The organism is Bradyrhizobium sp. USDA3010 (genome assembly GCF_056429065.1).
Genome location: NZ_JBWJZD010000001.1, coordinates 416,698 through 439,463 on the forward strand (window position 1 = coordinate 416,698; position 22,766 = coordinate 439,463).

A 22,766-nucleotide genomic window follows, 5' to 3' on the forward strand; every position below is an offset into this window, starting at 1 on the left:
TCTCCATGTGAGACCTACCCTAGAATATAGGCCATTTGGCACCTGGAGAATACGCATGTTTCTAGTCACTGGAATTACAGGAAAAGTCGGCGGCGCAACGGCCAGGCATCTGTTGGCGCAAGGCAAGAAAGTACGGGCGCTGGTTCGCGACCGCGCGAAGGCGGCAAGCTGGACGGACCAGGGCGTGGAACTGGTGGACGGCGATTGGAACGACACGGCCGCCATCGAGCGGGCGCTCAAGGGCGTCGACGGCGCGTTCGTCATGTTGCCAGCCGTCTGGGCCCCCTCGCCGGACTTCAAGGAAGCCAAGAGCGTCATCGCGAACTATGTCGAGGCGCTGACCAAGGCCGCGCCGCCGCGGGTCGTCGGGCTCTCGTCGATGGGCGCGAACAGAACCAGCGGGCTGGGGATGATCACGGCCCTGTCGTTGCTGGAGCAAGGCTTTCGCAAACTGACATCGCCGACCGCCTTCGTGCGGGCCGGCGGGTTTTTCGAAAATTTCCTTTACGGCCTGCACGTCGCCCAGGGCGGCACGCTCCCCGTCTACTACAACCCGACCAACCGGAAATCGACCATGGTCGCGACGAACGACATCGGTGCCGAGGTGGCGACGCTGCTGACCGGGCCGGCGTGGTCGGGGCAGCGCGTCATCGAACTTGGTTCGATGGTCAGCGCGGATGAAGTCGCCACGCAACTGGGCGATGTCATGCAGCGCGAAGTCAAGGCCTTCGCTGTCCCGCGGGCCGAGTGGCCGGCAGCATTCGAACAACTCGGCATCCCGAAGGGTCAAACCGGACCGGCTGAAGCGATGTTCGACGCCGTCAACGCTGGCTGGATGGACCTCGGCGTAGCGGGCACGGAGCGCGTCGCTGGCACAACGCTGCCCCGCGATGTCTTCGCGACGGCCCAGAAGGCCGCCACGGCTTAGGTCCGCGGATCAGCGATGAGATGCGACTTCGGACCTGTTCCGGAAATTCGCATCTCCGTCGGAATGAATGCGTCGCGGCCGGCCGTCTCTCCGCGACGCCCTCATCAGAAAAGGATGGACAAATGTCAAAAATTTCCTGGCACCAAGTCTCGGCCTTGGCGCTTGCAGCCTTCTTCGTCGTGGGATCGCTCAGCAACATCTTCGCCCCTGGGTCAATCTACGAAGAATATCTGCGGTGGGGATACCCGTACTGGTTCCATTTCGTAACCGGATCGCTGGAACTCACGACCGCCGTTCTGCTGGCGCGGGCACGGACGCGGCTATGGGGCTCGGCGCTCGGCTGCACTGTGATGTTGGCAGCGCTCGCGACCGTCACACTCCACGGTGAATACGGGCACGGCCTGGCGCCGCTTGTCGTGGTAACACTATCGATAGTCGTCGGCTGGGTTGCCTGGCCGAAGCGGCTCCCCAGTTCGGCATGACCGTCACCACTGGAGGCCGAGGGAATCTCCGCGTGCGCGCGTTCACGGGGGAAAATCTCAACATCGTTGCACGGCTCCGTGCACGTCCGGACTGGCGAACGGTGAGTAGCCGCCCCCTGTCGTCGTTCAAAGGCTCGACGCAAACGCATCGACGAGTCGGTCGAAGGCTTCGGCTCTTTCCCACTGCGTGGCGTGGCCGGCACCGTCGACCACCTGAACCTGGCCGCGCCACAATGTCGGCGCCGACAGCCGTTGCAGATAGCCGAGATCGACCATCTGTTCCTCGCTGCCATGCACGATGGCCAGCGGAATCCCGAGGCCGCGCACGATCTCGACCTCGTCGGCGAAGCGGCCGGCCTGCACGCTGGCACCGAGATAGCCGCGCGCATTGCCGTCGGTGCGACGGAAATCGGCGTCGACGAATGCGGGCAACGGCGCATAGTCCGGCGCGAAGACCGTTTTCAGCCAGGCCGCGATCTCGGCATCGCTGGGCGCCGGCGTGAAGGTGGTCGCCGACAGCCCCTTGAACCCGGAAAATCCGTCCGGCGTCTTGGCAATCGGCGGCGTCCCGAAAATCATCAGCCCGGCCGCCATCGGCAATGCCGGGGCGGCATTGAGCACGGCATGTCCGCCAAGGCTCCAGCCCACCACCACCGCGTCCTTGAGGCCGAGTTCTTTTGCGGCCGCGGCAATGGCGCCGGCATAGCCCGCACCCGAATAACCATGCTCCGGATCGGGCGCAGGCGACGAGCTGCCATGACCGGGAAGGTCGATCGAGATCAGCCGGTATTTGGCGCCGAGCGGCCCCTGGAGTTGCTTTTGCCAGATCTGCGATGACGACGAATTGCCGTGGATCAGCAAGATGTCGCGGCCCGTACCCGCGCTCTCGAAGCCCGCGATCGTTTGCTCACCGAGCTGGAGCTTGAGCGGACGCAGGCTCGGCCCCGGGAAAATCTCTTCGCTCATGATGGCCCCGCCGTTATCCCGATCCGCGACAACCGGCTCAAGCCGTCATTGCGGTTCATGTTGAAGCTGTGTGATCTCCGCGCGAAGGCATCGCGCTTGTCAAGCCGGGAAGCCCCAGCGCTTGATCGCACGCGAGCGAACGCACGCCTCAAGAAAGAAAAGGGGCAAGCCAGGACCTTCTCGGCTTACCCCTTTTCGGCCCCTCCGGGAGGAGAGGAACTGCTAAAGCATGATCCGGAAAAGTACGAAGCGGCTTTCCGAAAAGACCATGCTCGAACAAAGAGCTAAAGCACGATGACGATTCAACCTGATCTCATCGCGCTTTAGCTGACGATCAGCTCTCGATCCTCACATATTCGAAGTCGCCGGGCTTGTTGTCGATGCCGACCTTGGGCGGCGAGATCCAGGAGGCGAACTCGCCGGGTTCGGTCACCGGCTTCATCAGCGAGGCGATGAAGTCGCCGTCGGCGGTCGACGGCAGCCAGTCGTTCTTGCGCTTGGCCCAGGTATCGTCGTCGATCAAGAGGCCATCGGGCGTCGCGTGGATATCCTTGAACTCGCCGATCTGGCGGTGGAAGGCGGTGTTCGGCACCGCGAGCTTGTAGTCGATGCCCGCAGTGGAGATCACCTTGTTCCAGCGCAGCATGCCCTTGACGCAATCCTGCGTGTAGTCGTCGCGCAGCCGCATGTTGAGCGCGGTCAGCGCCGGCTCGTCGACCATCTTGATCTGGCCGTCCACCATCTTCATGACCGGATAGGTCGAACTCTTGAGCTGGTGATCGTCCTCGATCGTGGTTTCCTTGTAGCGGCCCTTGATGCCGGCGTTGAACGCGTTGGCCGCATTGGTCGACACTTCGGAGCCGAACAAATCGAGCGACAGCGAATAGTGCAGGTTCAACTTCTTCTGGATGGTCGGAAGATCGATGACGCCGAGCGCGCGGATCCTGGCGATGTCGTTCGGATCGGTGATGCCGGCTTCCGACATCGCATCGCAGGTGCGCTGCACGACGCGGGTGATGCCGGTCTCGCCGACGAACATGTGATGGGCTTCCTCGGTCAGCATGAAGCGGCAGGTGCGCGACAGCGGATCGAAGCCCGACTGCGCCAGCGAGTGCAGCTGCATCTTGCCGTCGCGGTCGGTGAAGTAGGTGAACATGAAGAACGACAGCCAGTCCGGCGTCGCCTCGTTGAAGGCCCCTAACATGCGTGGGCTATCCGCATCGCCCGAGCGGCGGCGCAGCAAATCGTCGGCCTCCTCGCGGCCGTCGCGGCCGAAATACTTCTGCAGCAAATAGACCATCGCCCAGAGATGGCGGCCTTCCTCGACATTGACCTGGAACAGATTGCGCATGTCGTAGAGCGAGGGCGCGGTCTTGCCGAGATGGCGCTGCTGCTCGACCGAGGCCGGCTCGGTGTCACCCTGGATCACGATCAGGCGGCGCAGCATCGCGCGATGCTCGCCGGGGACTTCCTGCCAGGCCGGCTTGCCGTAGTCCTCGCCGAACGGAATGACGCGATTTTCCTCCTGTGGAGCAAGGAGAATGCCCCAGCGATATTCGGGCATCCGCACATAGTCGAACTTGGCCCAGCCGCGCGGATCGACCGAATAGGCGGTGCGCAGATAGACGAGCGATTCCTGGAATCCTTCCGGACCCATGTCGCTCCACCAGTCCATGTAACCGGGGTGCCAGCCCTCCAGCGCCTTGAGCACCTGGCGGTCTTCGGCGAGATTCACGTTGTTTGGAATCTTGGTCGAGTAATCGACGTTCATGATGTTCATGGCCGTGCTCCCTGGTATCGGTCCGACGTCTATCGTGTCTTGCTCAACCGTCATCCTGAGGAGCGCGTAGCGCGTCGAAGGATGCTGGCTTGGTCCTAATCCTCGCTAACGCTCGCACCTCCAGCGACAATGGCGACGCCATTGCGCGGGGATGACGGCGGTATTTGCCTCACACTCGCGTCATGTCGAATTGCGCCTTCTGGCCGGTGCCGTAGCGGCGCAGTGCGCCGTCTTCGCCGACCGCATTCGGCCGCTGGAAGATCCAGTTCTGCCACGCTGTCAGGCGCGAGAAGATCTTCGATTCCATGGTCTCGGGACCAACGAAGCGCAGATTGGCTTCCATCCCGGTGAGGCCATCGGGCGAGAACGAGGTGCGCTCCTCGAAGAACACGCGGACCTCGTCGTCCCAGTCGATGTCGTCGAGTGCGAAGGTGACGAGGCCGAGCTCCTCGGCCTCCTCCGCATCGAGCGCCTTGCCGATCGAGCCCTGCGCGCGCTCCAGATCCATTGGGTCGGCCTGGAAGCGCGATTGCAGCCGGGTCAGGCCATGGCTCATCGGATAGGGCCCGAAATTCATCGCCGTCAGTTCGATCGCCGGCGGCGGGCGGTTGTCGCCCTGCTTCTGGCCGATCAGCATGTAGGAGCGGTCGGCGGCGAACACGAGCTCGGCCAGGGTGCCGACGAAGCAGGAGCCGGGCTCGACCAGCGTCACCAGTGTGCGCGAGGTGACGTCGATGCGCTTGAGCACGCGCTTCCAGTAATGCCTCACCTCATTGACCAGCCAGTGCGCCTTGTTGGCCTCCAGGAACGCGTCATAGGACACGACATTGGCGCGGTCGCCGTGGCTCTTGAACACCAGCATCGCGGTCTCGAGCTCGTTGATGCGCAGATGCAGGATCGCATCGTCGAGCTCGCGGGCGACCTGCAGCGGCCAGAACGAAGCGCCCTGCGCGATCATGCCGTCGATGTCGGCGGGCGCCGTGGTTTCCGGCGCCTTGATCGAGATGGTCGCGATGCGCGCGGCGCGATCGATGTCGACGCTGACGAAGCCGTAGCGGATCGCGCTGTCGTCGATGGTGCGCTGAAGCGGCGCCAGTGCGATGCCTTTGCCCTCCCCGTTGCGCTTCGATTTGGCGGCGAATTCCTTGACGCGCTCGGCAAGCTTGCCCTCGAGCTTGGAGTTCGGCGCGATCTCGTCGACCAGGCGCCACTGCACCGCGCGCTTGCCCTTGATGCCTTCCTCGATGGTGCAGAAGAAGTCAGCGTGGTCGCGGCGCACCTTGCGCTTGTCGACGACGCGGGTCAGGCCGCCGGTGCCCGGCAGCACCGCGAGCAGCGGCACTTCCGGCAACGCGACGGCGGCGGCGCCGTCGTCGGCCATCATGATGTGATCGGTCGCGAGCGCCAGCTCATAGCCGCCGCCGGCCGCGGTGCCGTTGACGACGGTGATGAAGCTCTGGCCGGAATTCTCGCTGGAGTCTTCAAGACCGTTGCGGGTCTCGTTGGTGAACTTGCAGAAGTTGACCTTGTGGGCGTGGGTCGAGCCCGCCAGCATCCGGATGTTGGCGCCGGCGCAGAACACGCGGTTCTTGCCCGAGCGCATCACCACGACCTTCACCTCGGGATGCTCGAAGCGCAGGCGCTGCACGGCGTCCGCCAGCTCGATGTCGACGCCGAGGTCGTAGGAGTTGAGCTTGAGCTGATAGCCCTCGAACAGGCCGGCGTTCTCGTCGACGTCCATGGTCAGCGTCGCGACGTCGCCCGCGACGTCGAGCTTCCAGTGCCGGTAGCGCGACGGGTTGGTCTGGAAGTCGATGTACTTCGCCCCGCCTGCAAGGACGCGATCGTCACCAGCCATGGGCCACCCTTATCTGTTGTTCGTTCGAAGGTTCGTTGTCGATGTCTCCATGCACAATAATGCATGTTTTCGATCTGGTCTAGTCCAAAACGCAAAAACATGCATTTTGTTTCATGTTCGGGAATTCACCCGCTGGGCCAATGGCCTGGCACCGGCACCAAAAGTCAGGCCGCCAGTGCCGGGTCGTCCCGCAGCGCCGCTTTGGCGAATTCGGTGACCGCGTCGAGCGTCACCGCGGGCGCCTCGCGGTGCGGCGAGTGTCCGGCACCGGCGATATCAGCGACATCGACCGGGCAGTAGCACTCGTCCTGGGCGATCTCGACCTGGCGCATCGTGCCGTATTGATCGTCCGCGCCTTGCACGATCAGCACCGGCACGCGGATATAGGTGAGATATTCGGAGATATCCCAGTCGCGGAAAGCCGGATCGAGCCAGGCGTCGTTCCAGCCACGGAAGGCGTTGTCGACATCCTTGTGCCAGCGCGCCAGCTTCTCTTTCAGATTGGTGGTCTCATACGCCGTCTTGATCTCGGCGATCGACTTCACCGAGATGTCCTCGACGACGAAGTGCGGCGCGATCAGCGCAAGCCCGTGCAGGCGATGATCCTGATGCGCGCCGGCATAGATCGCCGCGATCGACGCGCCGTCGGAGTGACCGACCAGCAGGCCGCGGCGGAAGCCGATCCGGTCGAGCAGCTTCGGCAGCACGTCGAGCGCCTCGCGATGCATGTAGTCGACCGGACGCGGTAGCTTCGCCGGCGACGAGGAGCCATAACCCGCGCGCGAATACGCGAACACGCCGGCGCCGGTCGCCGCCTGCAGCTTCTCGGGAAAATCACCCCACAGCCCGACGCAGCCGAGACCTTCATGCAGCATCACGAGTGTCGGCGCCGTCTCGGGTGACGGGCCGATCAACCGGTATTCGAGATCGGCGCCGTCGATGCTGAGGAAGCCTGTGGGGTTCAAGTTCGTCATGATCGTCGTCCCGGCGAAAGCCGGGACCCATACGCCGCGGCCGCTGTTTTGAGAAATGGTGTCCGACGGCTTTTGCGCAACAACTGAAGCCTGTGGTTGGGTCCCGGCTTTCGCCGGGACGACGTGGGGAGTTAGTGCTCGTGTTCCCGCAACTTGAATCGCTGGATCTTGCCGGTTGCCGTCTTCGGCAGATTGTCGACCACATCGATCCAGCGCGGATATTTCCACGGCCCGATCTTCTGCTTGACGTGTTCCTTCAGCGCCTCGTGCAGGCCTTCGGCCGAACTCTCGGGCCGCAGCACCACATAGGCCTTCGGCTTGAGCAGGCCTTCCGGATCGGCCTCCGGCACGACGGCGGCTTCGAGCACCGCGGGATGGGTGATCAGTGCGCTCTCGACCTCGAACGGCGAGACCCAGATGCCGGAGACCTTGAACATGTCGTCGGCGCGGCCGCAGAAAGTGTAACGGCCGTCGGCATCGCGCGTGTATTTGTCGCCGGTGCGGGTCCACGCACCCTCGAAGGTGGCGCGGCTCTTGGCACGCTGGTTCCAGTAGCTCTCGCCTGCCGAGGGCGCATCGACCAGCAGTTCGCCGACCTCGCCATCGGCGACATCGGCCCCTTGCTCGTTGACCAGCCGCACCTTGTAGCCGGGCACCGGACGCCCCGAGGAGCCGTATTTGATGTCGCCAGGCGCATTCGACAGGAAGATGTGCAACAGCTCGGTCGAGCCGACGCCGTCGAGGATGTCGACGCCGAACCGCGCGCGCCACGCATTGCCGACCGATTCCGGCAACGCCTCGCCGGCCGAGGTGCAGACCCGCAGGCGATTGCCCGCGGCTTGCGCCTTGGTCGCCTCGTCGTTCAGCATCGCCGCGAACAGGGTCGGCACGCCGAAGAAGATGCTGGGATGATATTTGTTCAGCAGCGCGAACATCACCGCCGGCGTCGGACGCTCCGAATTGAGCACCGTGGTGGCGCCGACCGACATCGGGAAGGTGAGCGCGTTGCCGAGCCCATAGGCGAAGAACAGCTTTGCCGCCGACAGCCCGACATCGTCCTCGCGGATACCGAGCACCTGTTTCGCATAGGTCTCCGCCGTCGCCGCGAGATTGGAATGCAGATGCCGCACACCCTTCGGCATGCCGGTCGAGCCCGACGAATAGAGCCAGAACGCCGGCTCGTCGGCATGCGTCGGCGCGGTCGCGAACACGTCGCTCTCGCGCGCGATCTCGTCCGACAGTTTCTTGTGGCCGTGCGCGTCCTGGCCGGAGACCACGACATGCTCGAGGTCGGGCATGCGCGCGATGATGTCCTTCACGACCGGCAGCAGCGCTTCCGAGACGAACAGCACGCGCGCGCGGCAATCGCCGAGGATGTAGGCGTACTGCTCCGCGGTCAGCAGCGTGTTGAGCGGCACCGGCACCACGCCGGCACGGATCGCGCCGAGGAACACGATCGGGAAATCGACCGTATCCAGCATGATCATGGCGATCCGCTCCTCGCGGCGGACGCCGAGCCGGCGCAGCATGTTGCCGACGCGGCGGGTCTGCTGCTGCAACTGGCCATAGGTGATTTGCGACACCGTATCGTCGAACACGACCTTGTCGCCGCGGCCCTCATCGACATTGCGGTCGAGCAGCCAGGAGACTGCGTTGTAGGTCATGGCCCGCTCCTCAGGCACAGGCGCACTGCGCCTGCCCTCTCCCGTCAAGATTTAAGAATTATAATTCATACAAAGCCACCACATTGGCTTGCTGTCAATCCTCGTCGGCATTATGTTTCCTAGATCATTGGACCTGATTCAGTCAGGACCGCGCGTCGCACGGGGATCATGACCGAAGCCAACGATCCGGAAACCGACTTCCTCGAACAGCTCGGCCAGCGCGTGCGCACCATGCGCGCGCTCCGCGGCATGTCGCGCAAGGTGCTCGCCAAGGTCTCCGGCATTTCCGAACGCTACATCGCCCAGCTCGAAAGCGGCAAAGGCAATGTCTCGATCGTGCTGCTGCGCCGTGTCGCAGGGGCGATGGGCGCGCATCTCGAGGATCTGATCCCCTCGAGCGAGCCGGTTCCGGACTGGGCGGTGATCCGCGATCTGCTGCGCAAGGCTTCGCCGAACCAGATCGCGCAGGCCAAGGACATGCTCGCCGGCAGCAGCCCGCTGGCGCCGCGCGGCGCCTCGTTCTCCGGCATCGCGCTGATCGGCCTGCGCGGCGCCGGCAAGACCACGCTTGGCCGGATGCTGGCGAAGAAGATCGGCTGGAGCTTCGTCGAGCTCAACAAGGAGATCGAGGCGCAGAACGGCCTGTCGGTTGCCGAGATCATCGCGCTGTACGGCCAGGAAGGCTTTCGCCGCATGGAGCAGGCCGCGCTGACGCAGCTGCTGGCGCGCAAGGAATTGATGGTGCTGGCGACCGGCGGCGGCATCGTCTCCGAGGCGCTGACCTTCGACCTGATCCTGTCGTCGTTCTACACGATCTGGCTGAAGGCCGAGCCGGAGGAGCACATGGCCCGTGTCCGCCGCCAGGGCGACCTGCGCCCGATGGCCGACGACCGCTCGGCGATGGCGGAGCTGCGCAATATCCTGGTCAGCCGCGAACCGCTCTATGCGCGCGCATCGGCGGTGGTCGACACCGCCGGACTCTCGGTCGACGCAGCCGCGGCGCGGCTGATCGATTCCGTGCGGCCGGTGCTGCAGAACGAAGCGCGCTCGTTCGGGCTGCGCAGCGTCGCGCTGTAGCCGCCGCTAAAAAAGCCGGCTCTTCACATCCTCCGCGCCATCGCGCAGCAGCGGCAGGAAACGGTCGATCAATTCCTTGGCCGGCACGCGATCGACATGCGCGCCCATGTTGATGGCGGCGACGATGGTGCCGTCATAGCGACGCACCGGCACCGAGATCGAGCGGAAATGCGGCTCGGCCTCGCGGTCGACCAGTGAGTAGCCCTGCGCGCGATCGGCGATGATGGCGGCGAGCAGCTGCTTCGGATCGGTCGTGGTCTGCGGCGTCACCGGATCGCGGCGCATCGCCTTGAGGCGTGCCGCAAGCTCGGCATCGCCGAGCCGGCCGAGCATGGCGCGGCCCACTGACGTGCAGAACGCCGGCAGCCGATAGCCGATATCGAGACCGGCGGAGAACACCCGCGTCGGGCTCGAGCGCGCGACGAACACGACGTCGTCGCCATCGAGCAGCGCGAGCGAGGCGATCTCCTGCGCTGCGGTGGCGATGCGATCGAGCACCGGCTGCAGCACCGTCACCACCTGGTTGGATTGCAGGAACGAGCCCGCCAGCGTCAGCACATGCGGCGTCAATGTGAACAGCTTGCCGTCGGTGGCGACGAAGCCGCCACGCGCGAGCGTGAACAGGATGCGGCGCGCGGTGGCGCGCGGCAGGTCGGCGGCACGCGCCAGATCGCTCAAGGTCGCAGGACCCGCGACGGTGCCGAACACCTGCAACAGGCGCAGGCCGCGATCGAGCGCCTCGACGAAGTCGGTGGCGCGGTCGTCCTGATCGGTCCGCTTCAGCTTGGGCATGGGCTTTGAACGGTTCAAAAATTGCGCTTGCTGTCCGAAACAGACATGTCATAATTCGCACATTCGTTCAATAGGCGAACAAATCCAAAGTCGGGAGACGCCGCCATGATGAGCCAGGAAGCGAACGATCTGATCACCCGCACGGGGGCCAAGGACCCCTGCGGAAAGCTGATGCGGATGTACTGGCAGCCGGCGGCGCTGGTCGATGAATTGGAAGGGCCGCGCCCGGTTCGGCCGGTGCGGCTCCTCGGCGAAAACCTGGTGTTGTTCCGCGGCGAGGACGGAAGCTACGGGCTGATCGATCGTCACTGCGCGCATCGCGGCGCCGACCTCGCCTTCGGCCGGCTCGAGCATGGCGGGCTGCGTTGCGCCTTCCACGGCTGGCTGTTCGACACCAGTGGCCAGTGCATCGAGACTCCGGCCGAACCTGTCGGATCGCAGCTGTGCAAGGGCACCAAACAACGCTCCTATCCGGTGGTGGAGAAGAGCGGCATCCTGTGGACCTATCTCGGCGAAGGCGCCCCGCCGGCATTTCCGGAGCTCGACTGCTTCGTCGCACCGGGAAGCCACACGTTCGCGTTCAAGGGCCACATGAACTGCAACTGGCTGCAAGCGCTCGAGGTCGGCATCGATCCGGCGCACGCCTCCTTTCTGCATCGCTTCTTCGAGGACGAGGACACCTCGGCGGCCTACGGCAAGCAGTTCCGCGGTGCCTCCGCCGGCAGTGACATGCCGATGACCAAGATCCTGCGCGAATACGACCGGCCGATCATCAATGTCGAGCACACCGAATACGGCCTGCGCCTGATCGCGCTGCGCGAGCTCGACGCGGAGCGCACCCATGTGCGCGTCACCAACCAGCTGTTCCCGCACGGCTTCGTCATCCCGATGTCGACGGAGATGACGATCACGCAGTGGCACGTGCCGGTCGATGACGAGAACTGCTACTGGTACGCGATCTTCACCAGCTATGCGGCGCCGGTCGACAAGCAGAAGATGCGCGACCAGCGGCTCGCGCTCTATACGCTGCCCGACTACAAGTCGCGCAAGAACCGCAGCAACGATTACGGCTTCGATCCGCACGAGCAGGCGACCGAGACCTATACCGGCATGGGCACCGACATCAACGTCCACGACCAGTGGGCGGTGGAATCGATGGGCGCGATCCAGGACCGCACCAACGAGCATCTCGGCCAGAGCGACAAGGCGATCGTGCAGTATCGCCGGCTGCTGCGGCAGGAGATCGAGAAGGTCGGCGGCGGCGAGAAGCCGATGCTGTTCCTCGACGACGCCTCCGCGCGCAGCATCCAGGGCCCGGCGACGATGGACGGCATCGGGCCGACGTTGGGCTGGGAGCTCTACTGGATGGAGGTGGACGTCAAGCGCCGCCGCGGCGCGCCGTGGGCCGCTCCCGTGCCGCGCGAGATCGCCGGCAAGGTGCATCATCTGACGGCGGCGGAGTGAAGATGGTTTCGATGGCGCAGCACGGTATCCTTCACCTCGCCCCGCTTGCGGGGAGAGGTCGGATTGCATCGCCAGATGCAATCCGGGTGAGGGGGTACAGGTCTATCGATGAATCGAATCGGCGGAGAGAGCCCCTCGCCCCGACCCTCTCCCCGCGTAGAGCGGGGCGAGGGAGAAGTGAAGGAGTGGCGCAGTGAGTTTCGTCGAGCGTCACAGCCTGTGGTCGGATGAGCAGAAGGAGGCCGCGAGCCGCCTCCGCCGTATTGTCGAGGAGAAGAACCTCGAAGTCGTCAGGCTGTCATTCCCGGACCAGCACGGCATCCTGCGCGGCAAGACGCTGATCGCCAGCGAAGCGGTGCGCTCGCTGGAGGGCGGCTGCTCCATCACCACGACGATGCTCGCCAAGGACACCTCGCACAAGACGGTGTTTCCGGTGTTCACGTCAGGCGGCGGCTTCGGCATGAAGGAGATGGAGGGTGCGGCCGACGTGCTGATGGTCGCCGACCCCACCACGTTCCGCGTGCTGCCCTGGGCGGAGAACACCGGCTGGCTGCTGTGCGACCTCTATTTCAGCGACGGACGGCCGGTGCCGTTCGCGACCCGCAACCTCTATCGCAAGGTGCTCGATCAACTCGGAAGCCGCGGCTACGATTTCGTCGCCGGCCTCGAGGTCGAATTCCATCTGTTCAGGCTCGACGATGCGCATATGGCGCCGGAGGATGCCGGCCAGCCCGGGCGACCGCCGTCGGTCAGCCTGCTGTCGCATGGCTACCAGTATCTCACCGAGCAGCGCTACGATCAGATGGAGCCGGCGCTCGAGATCATCCGCCGCGACATCATCGCGCTCGACCTGCCCTTGCGCACGGTCGAGGTCGAATTCGGCCCGAGCCAGTGCGAATTCACCTTCGCGCCCACTGTGGGTCTCGCGCCCGCCGACATCATGGTGCTGTTTCGTTCTGCGGTGAAACAGATCGCGCGCCGCCACGGCTATCACGCGACCTTCATGTGCCGGCCGAAACTGCCGAACGTGTTCGCGAGCGGCTGGCACTTGCACCAGTCGCTGGTGTCGCGCGCCAATGGCGAGAACGTCTTCATGGCCAAGGAAACCGGCGAGCCGTTGAGCCCGCTCGGCCGCGCCTGGCTCGCAGGCCTGATCGAGCACGCACGGGCCTCGACCGTGTTCACGACGCCCACCATCAACGGCTACAAGCGCTACCGTTCCTATTCGCTGGCGCCGGACCGCGCGATCTGGGGCCGCGACAACCGTGGCGTGATGATCCGGGTGCTCGGCGGCACGAATGATCCGGCAACGAGGCTGGAGAACCGGATCGGCGAGCCGGCCGCCAATCCCTATCTCTACATGGCCTCGCAAATCCTCTCCGGCCTCGACGGCGTCGACCGCAAGCTCGATCCCGGCCCGTCCGCCGACACGCCCTACGAGACCAAGGCCGCGCTCTTGCCGAAGTCGCTGCGCGAAGCCGTGTTCGCGGTTCAAGACGATCCGTTCTTCCGCGGGGCGATGGGGCCTGAGTTCGTCGACTATTACGTCTTCATCAAGAACGCGGAGATCGAGCGTTTCCAGGCCGAGGTGTCGGACTGGGAGCAGCGCGAATATTTCGAGATGTTTTGAACCCGTAATCCGTCATCCTGAGGAGCGCGAAGCGCGTCTCGAAGGATGCACGGCCCGGCCGGTGGCCGTCGCCCCTTCGAGACGCGCTACGCGCTCCTCAGGGTGACGGGACGGGACCTGGGGCCCTTGCCTCGTCGTCCCGGCGAAGGCCGGGACCCATAACCACAGGGTGTCGTATTTGTCTCGCTGTGGCCCCGGCTTGTTATACCCACATACAGCGGTGGCAATGGGTCCCGGCCTTCGCCGGGACGACGTTGAGTGTGGTGCGAGAGCGGGACCCTAAGATCAAATCCCCAGATACTTGTGCTGCAGCTCGGGCTCGGCGATCAGCTGCTCGCTCGTCCCACTCCACACCGTACGGCCGCGCTCGATGATGTAGTGGCGGTCGGCGATGCGGGAGAGGTTTCCGACGTTCTTGTCGATCACCAACACCGACTGCCCGCGTCCCTTCAGCATCGACAGGCAGCTCCAGATCTCGTCGCGGATCAACGGCGCAAGCCCTTCGGTGGCCTCGTCGAGGATCAGGAGCCTCGGGTTGGTCATCAGCGCGCGGCCGATCGCGAGCATCTGCTGCTCGCCGCCGGACAGCGTGACGCCCATATTGCTGGTGCGTTCGGCGAGCCGCGGGAACAGCGCATGGATCTTGTCGATCGTCCAGGGATCGGAGGCGTTGAGGCGATTACCTGATGCGGCGACGAGATTTTCGCGCACCGTCAGGTTCGGAAAGATCTGGCGGCCCTCGGGCACCAAGCCGATCCCGAGCTTTGCGATCTTGTACGACGGAAGGCTGCGCACCGCCACGCCGGCGAAGCGGATGGCGCCTGATCGCGCGGGCGTCAGGCCCATGATCGAGCGGATGGTCGTGGTCTTGCCCATGCCGTTGCGGCCCATCAGCGCGACCATCTCTCCCGCCTTGATCTGAAGCGACAGGCCGTACAGCACCTGGCTCAACCCGTAGCAGGTCTCGATCGCGTCGACTTCGAGCAAGGTTTCAGCGGTTTTAATATCAGCCATGGCGCGTCACCGCATGCTGATCGCCGAGATAGGCGCGCTTGACCTCTTCGTCCTTGCGGATCGCATCCGGCACGCCGCAGGCGATGACGCGGCCATAAACCAGCACCGTAATACGGTCGGCCAGCGCGAACACCGCCTCCATGTCGTGCTCGACCAGCACGATGGTGACTTCCTTGCGCAGCTCTTTCAGCAACGCGACCATCCGCGCGGATTCGGTGGCGCCGAGCCCGGCCATCGGCTCGTCCAGCAGCAAGAGCTGCGGCTTGGTGGCGAGCGCGACCGCGAGCTCGAGCTCGCGCTGCTCGCCATGGCTCAGTTGCGACACCACGATATCGGCGCGCTGGCCGAGGCCGACACGCTCCAGCGCCGCGCGCGCGGTGGCGCGCAGATGCCGCTCCTTGCGCGCATTGCCCCAGAAGCGGAACGAGTGGCCGTCATGCGCTTGCGCGGCGAGCGCGACATTGTCGATCGCGGAAAAATCCTTGAGCAGCGAGGTGATCTGGAACGAGCGCGCCAGCCCAAGCCGGCTGCGCTTGTAGGACGGCAGGCTCGTGACGTCGCGGCCGGCAAAGCGGATCGTGCCGGAATTCGGCATCACCTGCCCGGTGAGCTGGCTGATCAGCGTGGTCTTGCCGGCGCCGTTGGGGCCGATGATGGCGTGCAGCTCGCCCGGCAAAACCTCCATCGAAAGATTGTCGGTCGCGGTGATACCGCCATAGCGGCGGACCAGATTGTCGACGCGGAGCAAGGGATCAACCACGGCTCATCCTCCCGAGCAGGCCCATGATGCCGCCGCGCGCGAACAGCACGATCAACAGCAGCACCGGGCCGAGGATCAGTCCCGAATATTCGGTGAACTGCGACAGCAGCTCCTCGAGCAGCAGATAGACGGTCGCGCCGACGACAGGGCCGAACAGCGAGCCCATGCCGCCGAGGATCACCATCACCATCAAATCGCCGGAGCGGGTCCAGTACATCACGGCGGGGCTGACGAAGTCGGTGTTGTTGGCGAGCAGCGCGCCGGTGAGGCCGCAGATCGTGCCAGCAATGACGAAACAGACCAGGCGATAGCGGTTGGCATGGAAGCCGATCGCCTGCATGCGCTGCTCGTTGGAGCGGACGCCCTGTACCACCAGGCCAAAGCGCGAATTGACGATGCGCCAGATCAGATAGAGGCCGCCGAACAGGCAGGCGAGGCAGAGATAATAGAACTGGTTGCGGTCCGACAAATTGATCAGGCCGGCGAAATCGCTGCGCTTGTAGACGGTCAATCCGTCGTCGCCGCCGTAGCGCGACAGCGCGGAGGCGACGTAATAGGCCATCTGCGCGAAGGCCAGCGTGATCATGATGAAATAGACGCCGCGGGTACGCAGGCTGAGCGCGCCGATCAACAGCGCAAACAGCGCCGAGACCGCGAGCGCCACCGGCCACTGGATGAAGCCGGAGCCGATGCCCTCGGCGGCGAGGATGCCGACGGCATAGCCGCCGATGCCGAGATAGGCGGCATGGCCGAAGCTCATCATGCCGCCATAGCCCATGATCAGATTGAGGCTCGCAGCCGCCAGCGCATAGATCGCGATGCGGGTGAACAGCGTGAGGATGAAGATGTTGCCCGTCACCGCCGAATAGACCGGCAGCAGGACCAGCGCGGCGCACAGCAGCGCCGCAACCGCGTTCGAAGCGTTGAGCTTGGGCATCATCGTTTGGCCGCCGGGAACAGCCCTTCGGGCCGCAGCACAAGGATGATCGCCATCAGGAGATAGATCAGCATCGAGGACAGCGCCGGCGCCGCGGTCGAGGCCGCCGCCCCGCTCAACACCTTGCGCAGCAGGTCGGGCAGAAACGCGCGACCCATCGTGTCGATGATGCCGACGAAGACCGCGGCCATGAAGGCGCCGCGGATCGAGCCGATGCCGCCGATCACGATGATGACGAAGGCGAGGATCAGGATGTTCTCGCCCATGCCGATCTGCACCGTGAGGATCGGCGCCTGCATCAGCCCGGCAAGACCGGCGAGCGCGGCCCCTAAGCCGAATACCAGCGTGAACAGCAGCTTGATGTTGATCCCTAGCGCCCCGATCATCTCGCGGTTGGAGGCGCCGGCGCGGATCAGCATGCCGACGCGGGTGCGCATCACGACGAGATAGAGCATCGCGGCAACCGCCAGCGCGACCACGATGATCATCAGCCGGTAGGCCGGATAGTAAACGCCGGGAATGATCTGCACCGGCACGGTAAGCCAGGCCGGCAGCGGCAGCGCGAGGCCGGCCGGGCCCCAGATCAGCCGGACGGCGTCGTTAAAGAACAGGATCAGGCCGAACGTCGCCAGCACCTGGTCGAGATGGTCGCGGCCGTAGAGATGCCGGAGCGCGACATATTCGAGCACGATGCCGAGCAAGAGCGTCGCCCCCAGCGCCAGCAGCGCGCCGAGAACAAAACTGCCGGTCCAGGCCACGAAGGTCGCCGCGAAATAGGCGCCCATCATGTAGAGCGAGCCGTGTGCCAGGTTGACGAAATCCATGATGCCGAACACCAGCGTCAGTCCGGCCGCCAGCAGGAACAGCAGCAGGCCGAATTGCAGGCCGTTCAGCAGTTGTTCGACGACGAGATACATGGATCCTTCAATGGGCTGAAACAAAACAGCGGCAGCGCGCGCAGTCGCGTTGCACGCTGCGCGTTCTCCCTCGCCCCGCTCTTGCGGGGAGAGGGTTGGGGTGAGGGGCTGCCTCCGCAGACCGGACTCGTGGAGAGTCCCCCCTCACCCGATTGCTTCGCGCATAGCCGAGCTGCGCTTCGGCGTCCTTCTTCAAGAACGGCCGCCGGAGGCGGCCTATGCTCTCCCCGCAAGAGCGGGGCGAGGTGAAGAAAGCAAGCCGCGCGCCAAAAGGCGCGCGACCCTCACTTCATCGCGCACTTGTCGTGGAATTTGTCCTGGTCGTCCTTGACGATGGTCGCGACCGTCTTCAGCGAGAGCTGGCCGTCGGCGTCCTTGACCACGTCCTGCAGGTAGAAGTTCTGGATCGGGATGTGGTTGTTGCCATACTTGAAAGGGCCGCGCAGCGACTTGAAGTTGGCCTTCTCCATCTCCGCCTTCATGGCGTCCTTCTTGGTGAGGTCGCCCTTCGCTGCGACGACGGCGCTGTTGATCAGCTGGGCGGCGTCATAGGCCTGGGCGCCGTAATAGGTCGGGCGCAGGCCGGGATACTTCTTGCGATAATCCTCGACGAACTTCTTGTTCTCGGCGTTCGGCAGGTCGTTGACCCATTCCTGCGCGCCGGGAATGCCGATCGCGTTGTCCTTCTGCAGCGGCAGCGACAATTCGTCGACGGTGAAGGCGGTGTAGAGCGGGATCTGCGCCTTGATGCCGGCCTGGGCGTATTGGTTCAGGAACTGGACGCCGGCCGCGCCCGGATAGAACACGAAGATCGACTCGGCCTTGGAGTTGCGCGCCTTGGTCAGCTCGGCGGAGAAGTCGAGCTGGCTCGGCCACACCGTGTATTCCTCGCCGACCACCTCGCCCTTGAAGGTGCTCTTCACGCCCGCGAGCATGTCCTTGCCGGCGGCGTAGTTCGGGCCGATCAGGAACACCGACTTGACGCCCTTCTGGTTCATGTAGAGGCCCATCGCGGCGGGCGTCTGGTCGTTCTGCCAGGAGGTCGAGAACACGTAAGGCGAGCACAATTCGCCGGCGAGCTGCGACGGACCGGCATTGGCCGAGATCAGGAAGGTTTTCGAATCGACCGCCGTCTTCAGCGACGCCAGCAGCACGTTCGACCAGATGTAGCCGACGATGAAGTCGACCTTGTCGGACTGCACCAGCTTCTCGGTCTTCTGCTTGCCGACATCGGGCTTCTGCTGGTCGTCCTCGTAGATCACCTCGACCGGCTTGCCGTCGATCTTGCGGCCAAGGTGGTCGAGCGCGAGCTCGAACGAATTGCGCATGTCGTTGCCGATCACGGCGGTCGGACCGCTGAAGGTCGAGACAAAGCCGATCTTGACGCTGTCAGCCGCCGTCGCAGGCTGCGCGAGCGCCAGAGCCAGCCCTAGACTCATGGCGCCTGCCAGCCAGAATGCCTTTTTCATATTCACTCCCCTCCTCAACCAAAGATCCCGCCAGGCTTGATCACGAGGCCTGGGGGTCACGCTTTGCGCGCGCCGTTCTGTGACGTGTTTTGTGCGCGATATCGCAAGTGTGCAGCAAGCATGAACCGACGGCACTCGATTTGAACCTTCGGCGCATACCCCAGCACCTTGCATCATAGTTCGTCCAAATCGACCATTGCAAGAAATATAATGCCGGTTGCGTAGGCAACGATTGTCGCAGGGCCCGTCTCCCCCTTGGGGCGGTGCAGCGGAATTGATGCTTCCGGTCAAGCAACCGGAAACCACCGCAGTCGGCAAACCCGGCGCGTTCATGGTCCGGAAAGTAGTGCCGCGCGAGCCTCAGCCGAGAGGAACGCATCACCATGTTGGGATTTCTGTTCGGCTTAAACGCCCGGATCGGCCGGCTGCACTATTTTCTCGCCTCGATCGCCCTTGGCATCGCGGTGACGGTGATGTGCATGGGCATCGCGAGCCAGGCCTATCAGAAGGTCCGCTACGGCGCGCCGCTGACGCTGGAGCAACTGGGCTGGCCCGTTCTCGCAGTCGCCGGCATCTTCATTGTGGCCTCGTTCACGCTGCACTGCATGCGCATCCGCGACATCGGATGGGATCCGGTCGTCGTGGTCGTGGGCTGGATCGCATTTACGATCATCGACGGGTTAATCGCCCAGAAGTTTCCGGCATGGGCGATCGGCGCCAGGCATCAAGCAACCGCCGTGGGTGCCTTTGTCAATCTCGGGCTGACGATCGCCCTCCTGTTCTGGCCGAGCGGTTATGCCGATGACGAGCCGCCAGCGCAGCCGCGCGATACAGGCGGCGGATCGGATGGCTTCTGGAGCAGGAGCAGCGCGCCGGCCACACCAACCAGCCGCATCGCGCGCGTCGCCAATGGCGAGTTCGGCGGCAAGACGCGCTAGCGGCCCCTCTCTCCACAGTCGTCCCTGCGAAAGCCAAGGGACCCATAACCACCGGCTTAGTTTGTCGAAGCAGGCTGTGGCCCGGGCATCGCGCACCAACTGTCATTCGTAGTCCCGGCTCGGAGGCCGGGACGACACGGAGTTTGTGGCGCCGTCACTGCGCCACGCGTTGAAAGCCGTTCACCCTTGATCCACCGCCCATTCGGCGTCGTCGATCGCATAGGGCGCGTGGCGGAAATCCCGGATCGCCGCGACCTTGTCGGCCGACCAGTCGAGCAGCATGAACGATCGCGGCGGCCGACCCTGTGCGTTCGGATCGAACACCAGGATCGCGGGACGTCCCTCAACCTGTCCGGTCACCAGGTGCCAGTCGTCGATCTTCGCATAATTGCCGAAATAGCGTGACACCTCGGCCTTGCCGTTCAGCCGCGTCTTATTGACGAGTTCGAGCCTGATGTCATCGGCGATCATGGCGCGGATGGCATCGAAGTCGCGGTCATTGAAGCGGCCGACATAGGCGTTCAGCCTGAGACGATCGGCCGGCGACAGGCCGGGCCGCGGCGCATCGTCGGGCTCGCGGGAGAACGCACGCAGCTGCGTACGTCCGCGGTGGAGTGCGGCCTTCACCGCGGGCAGGCTGAAATCCATGATGCCGCAGACCTCCTGCAACGAGCAGCCGAGCACATCCATCAGGATCACGCTGGAGCGCTGCGCCACCGGCAGCCGCATGAAGGTGCGCAGGCTGCTTGCCGCGATCTCGCGGCGGCTGACGTCGTCAAGCTCTCCGGCCATCATGTCCACCTCCTCCGGCGCGTGGAGCGCTTCCTGGCGGTTGCGCCGCCTGAGGAAATCGAGCGCGGTGTTGTGCGCGATCCGGAACAGCCAGGCTTCCGGCTGCTGGATCGGGGCTGCGGGCGCGAAGGCTTCCATCGCCTTGATCAGCGCGTCCTGCAGCACATCCTCGCCGTCGATGACCGATCCGACCATGCGGGCGCAATAGCGATGCAGCCTTGGCCGCATCGCCGCCAGCAGCGCCTCGACATCGGTCGCGGCCGGCGCTTGGGGTGGTGACGTCATGATGGCTCCGCCAGATCGCTTCAAGGCAAGTCGGTTCAAGGCCCGTCGGTTCACGGCGCATCCAGCATACGATAGTTTCCGACAATCACAGCACTGCGAACCAGCGGCGGCTCGGCGCAACGATCGCGGATGCCGTCCTGGAAGGCCTGGAAAGCCGCCAGCTTCGGGATCGGGCTCGAGCCGTCATCGGCCGCGGTCTCGACCATATGGATGAAGGTGTCGTCCTCCAGCCGCAGGGTCAAATAGCGCACGCCATCCGGGTTCGCCGCCTTCAGCTCGGCGAACACGGCCGCAACCAGCGCGGCATTCTTGTCCGCCATTTCCGGCTTGGTCTTGTACCTGATCAGGGTCCGTCTCATCGCAGCCTCCTTGGCCTGGTTCTGCGGCCCGAACCGGCCGCGTCATATCCAAGGACGTTTGCCGGCGGTCAAAGGATGCGGTCCGGCAAAAATAATTCTTTGCCGCATCCTTTGCCCATCCCGGATCGTCTTGTCGACGAGCGCGCCGCAAGCCTGCGGCACGCCAACGGAGAACGACCATGCAGACCCCTCGAGAGCGCAACGAGCAGCGCTGGGTGCTCGGCCTCACCGCGCTGGCATCCTTCATGATGGCGCTGGACGCCATGATCATGACCACTGCCTTCGCCACCATCCGCGCCGATTTCGGCAGCGCCGTGGAGACGCTGCAATGGACCGTGAACGCCTTCAATTTGACTTTCGCGGTGCTGCTCTTGACCGGCGCGGCGCTCGGCGACCGTTTTGGTCGGCGCAGGATGTTCGCGGCCGGGATCGGCCTGTTCGTCGTGGCCTCGGCGGCCTGCGCGCTGGCCGGCGATGCCGCGGCACTGATCGCCGCGCGCGCCTTGCAGGGCGCAGGTGCGGCGCTGGTGATGCCGCTGGCGATGGCGATCCTGAGCGGCGCTTTCGGCCGCGAGGAGCGCGCCCGCGCGCTCGGCATCTTCAGCGGCATTACCGGATGCGCGCTGATCATCGGCCCCGCGATCGGCGGTTTCATCACCGAACATCTCGGCTGGCGCTGGATCTTCTGGATCAATCTGCCGATCGGCCTCGTCGCGATTGCCCTCGTGCTGGCGCGCCTGCGCGAAAGTTTTGGTCCGGCTGCGCCGCTCGACATCACCGGACTGTCGCTGGTCGCGCTCGCGGCGCTGGCGCTGGTCTGGGGCCTGTTGCGCGGCAACAGCGCCGGATGGGCGAGCGCGGAAGTGACGGGCGCGCTGATCGCCGGCGCCGCGCTGGCAGCGATGTTCGTGCTGTGGGAGCTGCGTGCGACCAGCCCGATGGTGCCGATGCGGCTGTTTGCGGCCAGACCGTTCGCGGCGGGCATCGCCGCAAGCGTGCTGTTCTATGCCGCGATGTATGGCGTGCTGTTCCTGCTGCCGCAATTCCTGCAGATCGCGCTCGGCTTCGACGCCTTCGGTGGCGGGCTACGGCTGTTGCCGTGGACGGCGACACTGTTCGTCACGGCGCCGATCGCCGGCGCCGTGGTCAACCGGTTCGGCGAACGCACCCTTATCGTCACCGGCCTCCTGATGCAGGCGATCGGGCTCGGCTGGATCAGCGAGATCGTCACCCCGTCGATGCCCTACTCCGCGCTGGTCGCACCACTGATGCTCGCCGGCGTCGGCGTATCGATGGCGATGCCGGCCGCGCAGAACGCGGTGCTGAGCGCGGTTGCGGTGAGCGAGATGGGCAAGGCGTCGGGCGTGTTCAACATGGGCCGCTTCCTCGGCGGCATGTTCGGCATCGCCGCGCTGGTGGCAAGTTTTTCCGCAAATGGCGCGGCCGATTCATCCGGACATTTCGCAAACGGATTCGCGGCGGCGATGAGCCTTGCGGCAACGCTGTCATTCGCGGGAGCCGTCGCGGGGCTGTTCCTGCCGATGCGGAGACGAGTTGTCGCCACGGCCGCGCGGCAGGACGCGTGAGGCTCGCCGCGATTGGGTTTCGCTATCGGGCGATCGGGCATTTCGTGTTGGAATGAGGCTGCGAATGACTACATAATGAACTGACGAAGCCGTT

At 64.7% G+C, this 22,766-nt stretch carries 20 protein-coding genes; 7 read left to right on the forward strand and 13 right to left on the reverse strand.

Annotated elements, in window-relative coordinates:
• Nucleotides 1–55 precede the first annotated feature (55 nt).
• Together AC066Y_RS01805 and AC066Y_RS01810 are read left to right on the forward strand one after the other, a co-directional pair.
• Nucleotides 56–928 carry an NmrA family NAD(P)-binding protein gene (locus AC066Y_RS01805; RefSeq protein WP_478272387.1) on the forward strand — a complete coding sequence of 291 codons (873 nt, stop codon included), beginning with the start codon at nt 56–58 and terminating at the stop codon, nt 926–928.
• A gap of 122 nt (nt 929–1,050) precedes the next feature.
• Nucleotides 1,051–1,410: a DoxX family protein gene (locus AC066Y_RS01810; RefSeq protein ID WP_478272388.1), complete on the forward strand. Its 360-nt coding sequence runs from the start codon at nt 1,051–1,053 to the stop codon at nt 1,408–1,410.
• A gap of 126 nt (nt 1,411–1,536) precedes the next feature.
• Here AC066Y_RS01810 and AC066Y_RS01815 read toward each other — a convergent pair whose 3' ends face one another.
• From AC066Y_RS01815 to AC066Y_RS01835, 5 genes are all read right to left on the reverse strand, one after another.
• Entirely contained in the window at nt 1,537–2,376 is an 840-nt protein-coding gene (locus AC066Y_RS01815; RefSeq protein ID WP_478272389.1) for an alpha/beta fold hydrolase, read from the reverse strand.
• Nucleotides 2,377–2,710: 334 nt separating this feature from the next.
• The gene (boxB, locus tag AC066Y_RS01820; protein ID WP_478272572.1) at nt 2,711–4,147 is read right to left on the reverse strand and encodes a benzoyl-CoA 2,3-epoxidase subunit BoxB; all 1,437 of its coding nucleotides are present in this window, start codon (nt 4,145–4,147) and stop codon (nt 2,711–2,713) included.
• 178 nt (nt 4,148–4,325) lie between these two features.
• The gene (gene boxC, locus AC066Y_RS01825) at nt 4,326–6,014 is read right to left on the reverse strand and encodes a 2,3-epoxybenzoyl-CoA dihydrolase (protein WP_478272390.1); all 1,689 of its coding nucleotides are present in this window, start codon (nt 6,012–6,014) and stop codon (nt 4,326–4,328) included.
• A gap of 164 nt (nt 6,015–6,178) precedes the next feature.
• Entirely contained in the window at nt 6,179–6,988 is an 810-nt protein-coding gene (locus AC066Y_RS01830) for an alpha/beta fold hydrolase (protein ID WP_478272391.1), read from the reverse strand.
• A 131-nt stretch (nt 6,989–7,119) separates the two neighbouring features.
• Entirely contained in the window at nt 7,120–8,652 is a 1,533-nt protein-coding gene (locus tag AC066Y_RS01835) for a benzoate-CoA ligase family protein (RefSeq protein WP_478272392.1), read from the reverse strand.
• Between the two features lie 126 nt (nt 8,653–8,778).
• Between AC066Y_RS01835 and AC066Y_RS01840 the strand changes: the two genes are divergently transcribed.
• A complete protein-coding gene (locus AC066Y_RS01840; protein ID WP_224944277.1) occupies nt 8,779–9,729 on the forward strand; it encodes a helix-turn-helix transcriptional regulator in 951 nt (316 codons plus the stop codon).
• A gap of 6 nt (nt 9,730–9,735) precedes the next feature.
• On the opposite strand, the gene AC066Y_RS01845 is transcribed toward AC066Y_RS01840, so the two are convergent.
• Nucleotides 9,736–10,521: an IclR family transcriptional regulator domain-containing protein gene (locus AC066Y_RS01845; RefSeq protein ID WP_478272393.1), complete on the reverse strand. Its 786-nt coding sequence runs from the start codon at nt 10,519–10,521 to the stop codon at nt 9,736–9,738.
• Nucleotides 10,522–10,626: 105 nt separating this feature from the next.
• On the opposite strand from AC066Y_RS01845, the gene AC066Y_RS01850 reads away from it, so the two are divergent.
• Nucleotides 10,627–11,985, forward strand: a complete 1,359-nt coding sequence (locus AC066Y_RS01850) for an aromatic ring-hydroxylating dioxygenase subunit alpha (protein WP_478272394.1) — start codon at nt 10,627–10,629, stop codon at nt 11,983–11,985.
• 193 nt (nt 11,986–12,178) lie between these two features.
• A complete protein-coding gene (locus AC066Y_RS01855; protein WP_478272395.1) occupies nt 12,179–13,615 on the forward strand; it encodes a glutamine synthetase family protein in 1,437 nt (478 codons plus the stop codon).
• A 285-nt stretch (nt 13,616–13,900) separates the two neighbouring features.
• Here AC066Y_RS01855 and AC066Y_RS01860 read toward each other — a convergent pair whose 3' ends face one another.
• The 5 genes from AC066Y_RS01860 to AC066Y_RS01880 all read right to left on the reverse strand — a co-directional run bounded on the left by AC066Y_RS01860 (nt 13,901) and on the right by AC066Y_RS01880 (nt 18,712).
• Nucleotides 13,901–14,629, reverse strand: a complete 729-nt coding sequence (locus tag AC066Y_RS01860) for an ABC transporter ATP-binding protein (RefSeq protein WP_478272396.1) — start codon at nt 14,627–14,629, stop codon at nt 13,901–13,903.
• Entirely contained in the window at nt 14,622–15,389 is a 768-nt protein-coding gene (locus AC066Y_RS01865; RefSeq protein WP_478272397.1) for an ABC transporter ATP-binding protein, read from the reverse strand. Before AC066Y_RS01865 ends, AC066Y_RS01860 begins: the two co-directional genes overlap by 8 nt.
• A complete protein-coding gene (locus AC066Y_RS01870; protein ID WP_478272398.1) occupies nt 15,382–16,329 on the reverse strand; it encodes a branched-chain amino acid ABC transporter permease in 948 nt (315 codons plus the stop codon). The genes AC066Y_RS01865 and AC066Y_RS01870 overlap by 8 nt, the downstream gene beginning before the upstream one ends.
• Nucleotides 16,326–17,243: a branched-chain amino acid ABC transporter permease gene (locus AC066Y_RS01875; protein WP_176533954.1), complete on the reverse strand. Its 918-nt coding sequence runs from the start codon at nt 17,241–17,243 to the stop codon at nt 16,326–16,328. Before AC066Y_RS01875 ends, AC066Y_RS01870 begins: the two co-directional genes overlap by 4 nt.
• A gap of 284 nt (nt 17,244–17,527) precedes the next feature.
• Complete coding sequence (locus AC066Y_RS01880; protein ID WP_478272399.1) at nt 17,528–18,712, reverse strand: ABC transporter substrate-binding protein; 1,185 nt, start codon at nt 18,710–18,712, stop codon at nt 17,528–17,530.
• A 383-nt stretch (nt 18,713–19,095) separates the two neighbouring features.
• Between AC066Y_RS01880 and AC066Y_RS01885 the strand changes: the two genes are divergently transcribed.
• Nucleotides 19,096–19,650 (forward strand): DUF805 domain-containing protein, encoded by a 555-nt coding sequence (locus AC066Y_RS01885; RefSeq protein ID WP_478272400.1) that lies wholly within the window; start codon nt 19,096–19,098, stop codon nt 19,648–19,650.
• 180 nt (nt 19,651–19,830) lie between these two features.
• Here the strand turns inward: AC066Y_RS01885 and AC066Y_RS01890 are convergent, their stop codons facing one another.
• Entirely contained in the window at nt 19,831–20,727 is an 897-nt protein-coding gene (locus AC066Y_RS01890) for a sigma-70 family RNA polymerase sigma factor (RefSeq protein ID WP_478272401.1), read from the reverse strand.
• 50 nt (nt 20,728–20,777) lie between these two features.
• Nucleotides 20,778–21,086, reverse strand: a complete 309-nt coding sequence (locus tag AC066Y_RS01895) for a hypothetical protein (protein ID WP_176533957.1) — start codon at nt 21,084–21,086, stop codon at nt 20,778–20,780.
• 179 nt (nt 21,087–21,265) lie between these two features.
• Between AC066Y_RS01895 and AC066Y_RS01900 the strand changes: the two genes are divergently transcribed.
• Nucleotides 21,266–22,672 (forward strand): MFS transporter, encoded by a 1,407-nt coding sequence (locus AC066Y_RS01900; RefSeq protein WP_478272402.1) that lies wholly within the window; start codon nt 21,266–21,268, stop codon nt 22,670–22,672.
• Nucleotides 22,673–22,766: the final 94 nt, after the last annotated feature.

Bases quoted from the DNA above. Each gene is read 5' to 3' on its own strand.
- AC066Y_RS01805 (WP_478272387.1), top strand. From the start codon at position 56: ATGTTTCTAGTCACTGGAATTACAGGAAAAGTCGGCGGCGCAACGGCC.
- AC066Y_RS01835 (WP_478272392.1), bottom strand. From the start codon at position 8,652: ATGACCTACAACGCAGTCTCCTGGCTGCTCGACCGCAATGTCGATGAG.
- AC066Y_RS01815 (WP_478272389.1), bottom strand. From the start codon at position 2,376: ATGAGCGAAGAGATTTTCCCGGGGCCGAGCCTGCGTCCGCTCAAGCTC.
- AC066Y_RS01885 (WP_478272400.1), top strand. From the start codon at position 19,096: ATGTTGGGATTTCTGTTCGGCTTAAACGCCCGGATCGGCCGGCTGCAC.
- AC066Y_RS01880 (WP_478272399.1), bottom strand. From the start codon at position 18,712: ATGAAAAAGGCATTCTGGCTGGCAGGCGCCATGAGTCTAGGGCTGGCT.
- AC066Y_RS01900 (WP_478272402.1), top strand. From the start codon at position 21,266: ATGCAGACCCCTCGAGAGCGCAACGAGCAGCGCTGGGTGCTCGGCCTC.
- AC066Y_RS01890 (WP_478272401.1), bottom strand. From the start codon at position 20,727: ATGACGTCACCACCCCAAGCGCCGGCCGCGACCGATGTCGAGGCGCTG.
- AC066Y_RS01845 (WP_478272393.1), bottom strand. From the start codon at position 10,521: ATGCCCAAGCTGAAGCGGACCGATCAGGACGACCGCGCCACCGACTTC.
- AC066Y_RS01875 (WP_176533954.1), bottom strand. From the start codon at position 17,243: ATGTATCTCGTCGTCGAACAACTGCTGAACGGCCTGCAATTCGGCCTG.
- AC066Y_RS01810 (WP_478272388.1), top strand. From the start codon at position 1,051: ATGTCAAAAATTTCCTGGCACCAAGTCTCGGCCTTGGCGCTTGCAGCC.
- AC066Y_RS01850 (WP_478272394.1), top strand. From the start codon at position 10,627: ATGATGAGCCAGGAAGCGAACGATCTGATCACCCGCACGGGGGCCAAG.
- boxC (WP_478272390.1), bottom strand. From the start codon at position 6,014: ATGGCTGGTGACGATCGCGTCCTTGCAGGCGGGGCGAAGTACATCGAC.
- AC066Y_RS01870 (WP_478272398.1), bottom strand. From the start codon at position 16,329: ATGATGCCCAAGCTCAACGCTTCGAACGCGGTTGCGGCGCTGCTGTGC.
- boxB (WP_478272572.1), bottom strand. From the start codon at position 4,147: ATGAACGTCGATTACTCGACCAAGATTCCAAACAACGTGAATCTCGCC.
- AC066Y_RS01895 (WP_176533957.1), bottom strand. From the start codon at position 21,086: ATGAGACGGACCCTGATCAGGTACAAGACCAAGCCGGAAATGGCGGAC.
- AC066Y_RS01830 (WP_478272391.1), bottom strand. From the start codon at position 6,988: ATGACGAACTTGAACCCCACAGGCTTCCTCAGCATCGACGGCGCCGAT.
- AC066Y_RS01860 (WP_478272396.1), bottom strand. From the start codon at position 14,629: ATGGCTGATATTAAAACCGCTGAAACCTTGCTCGAAGTCGACGCGATC.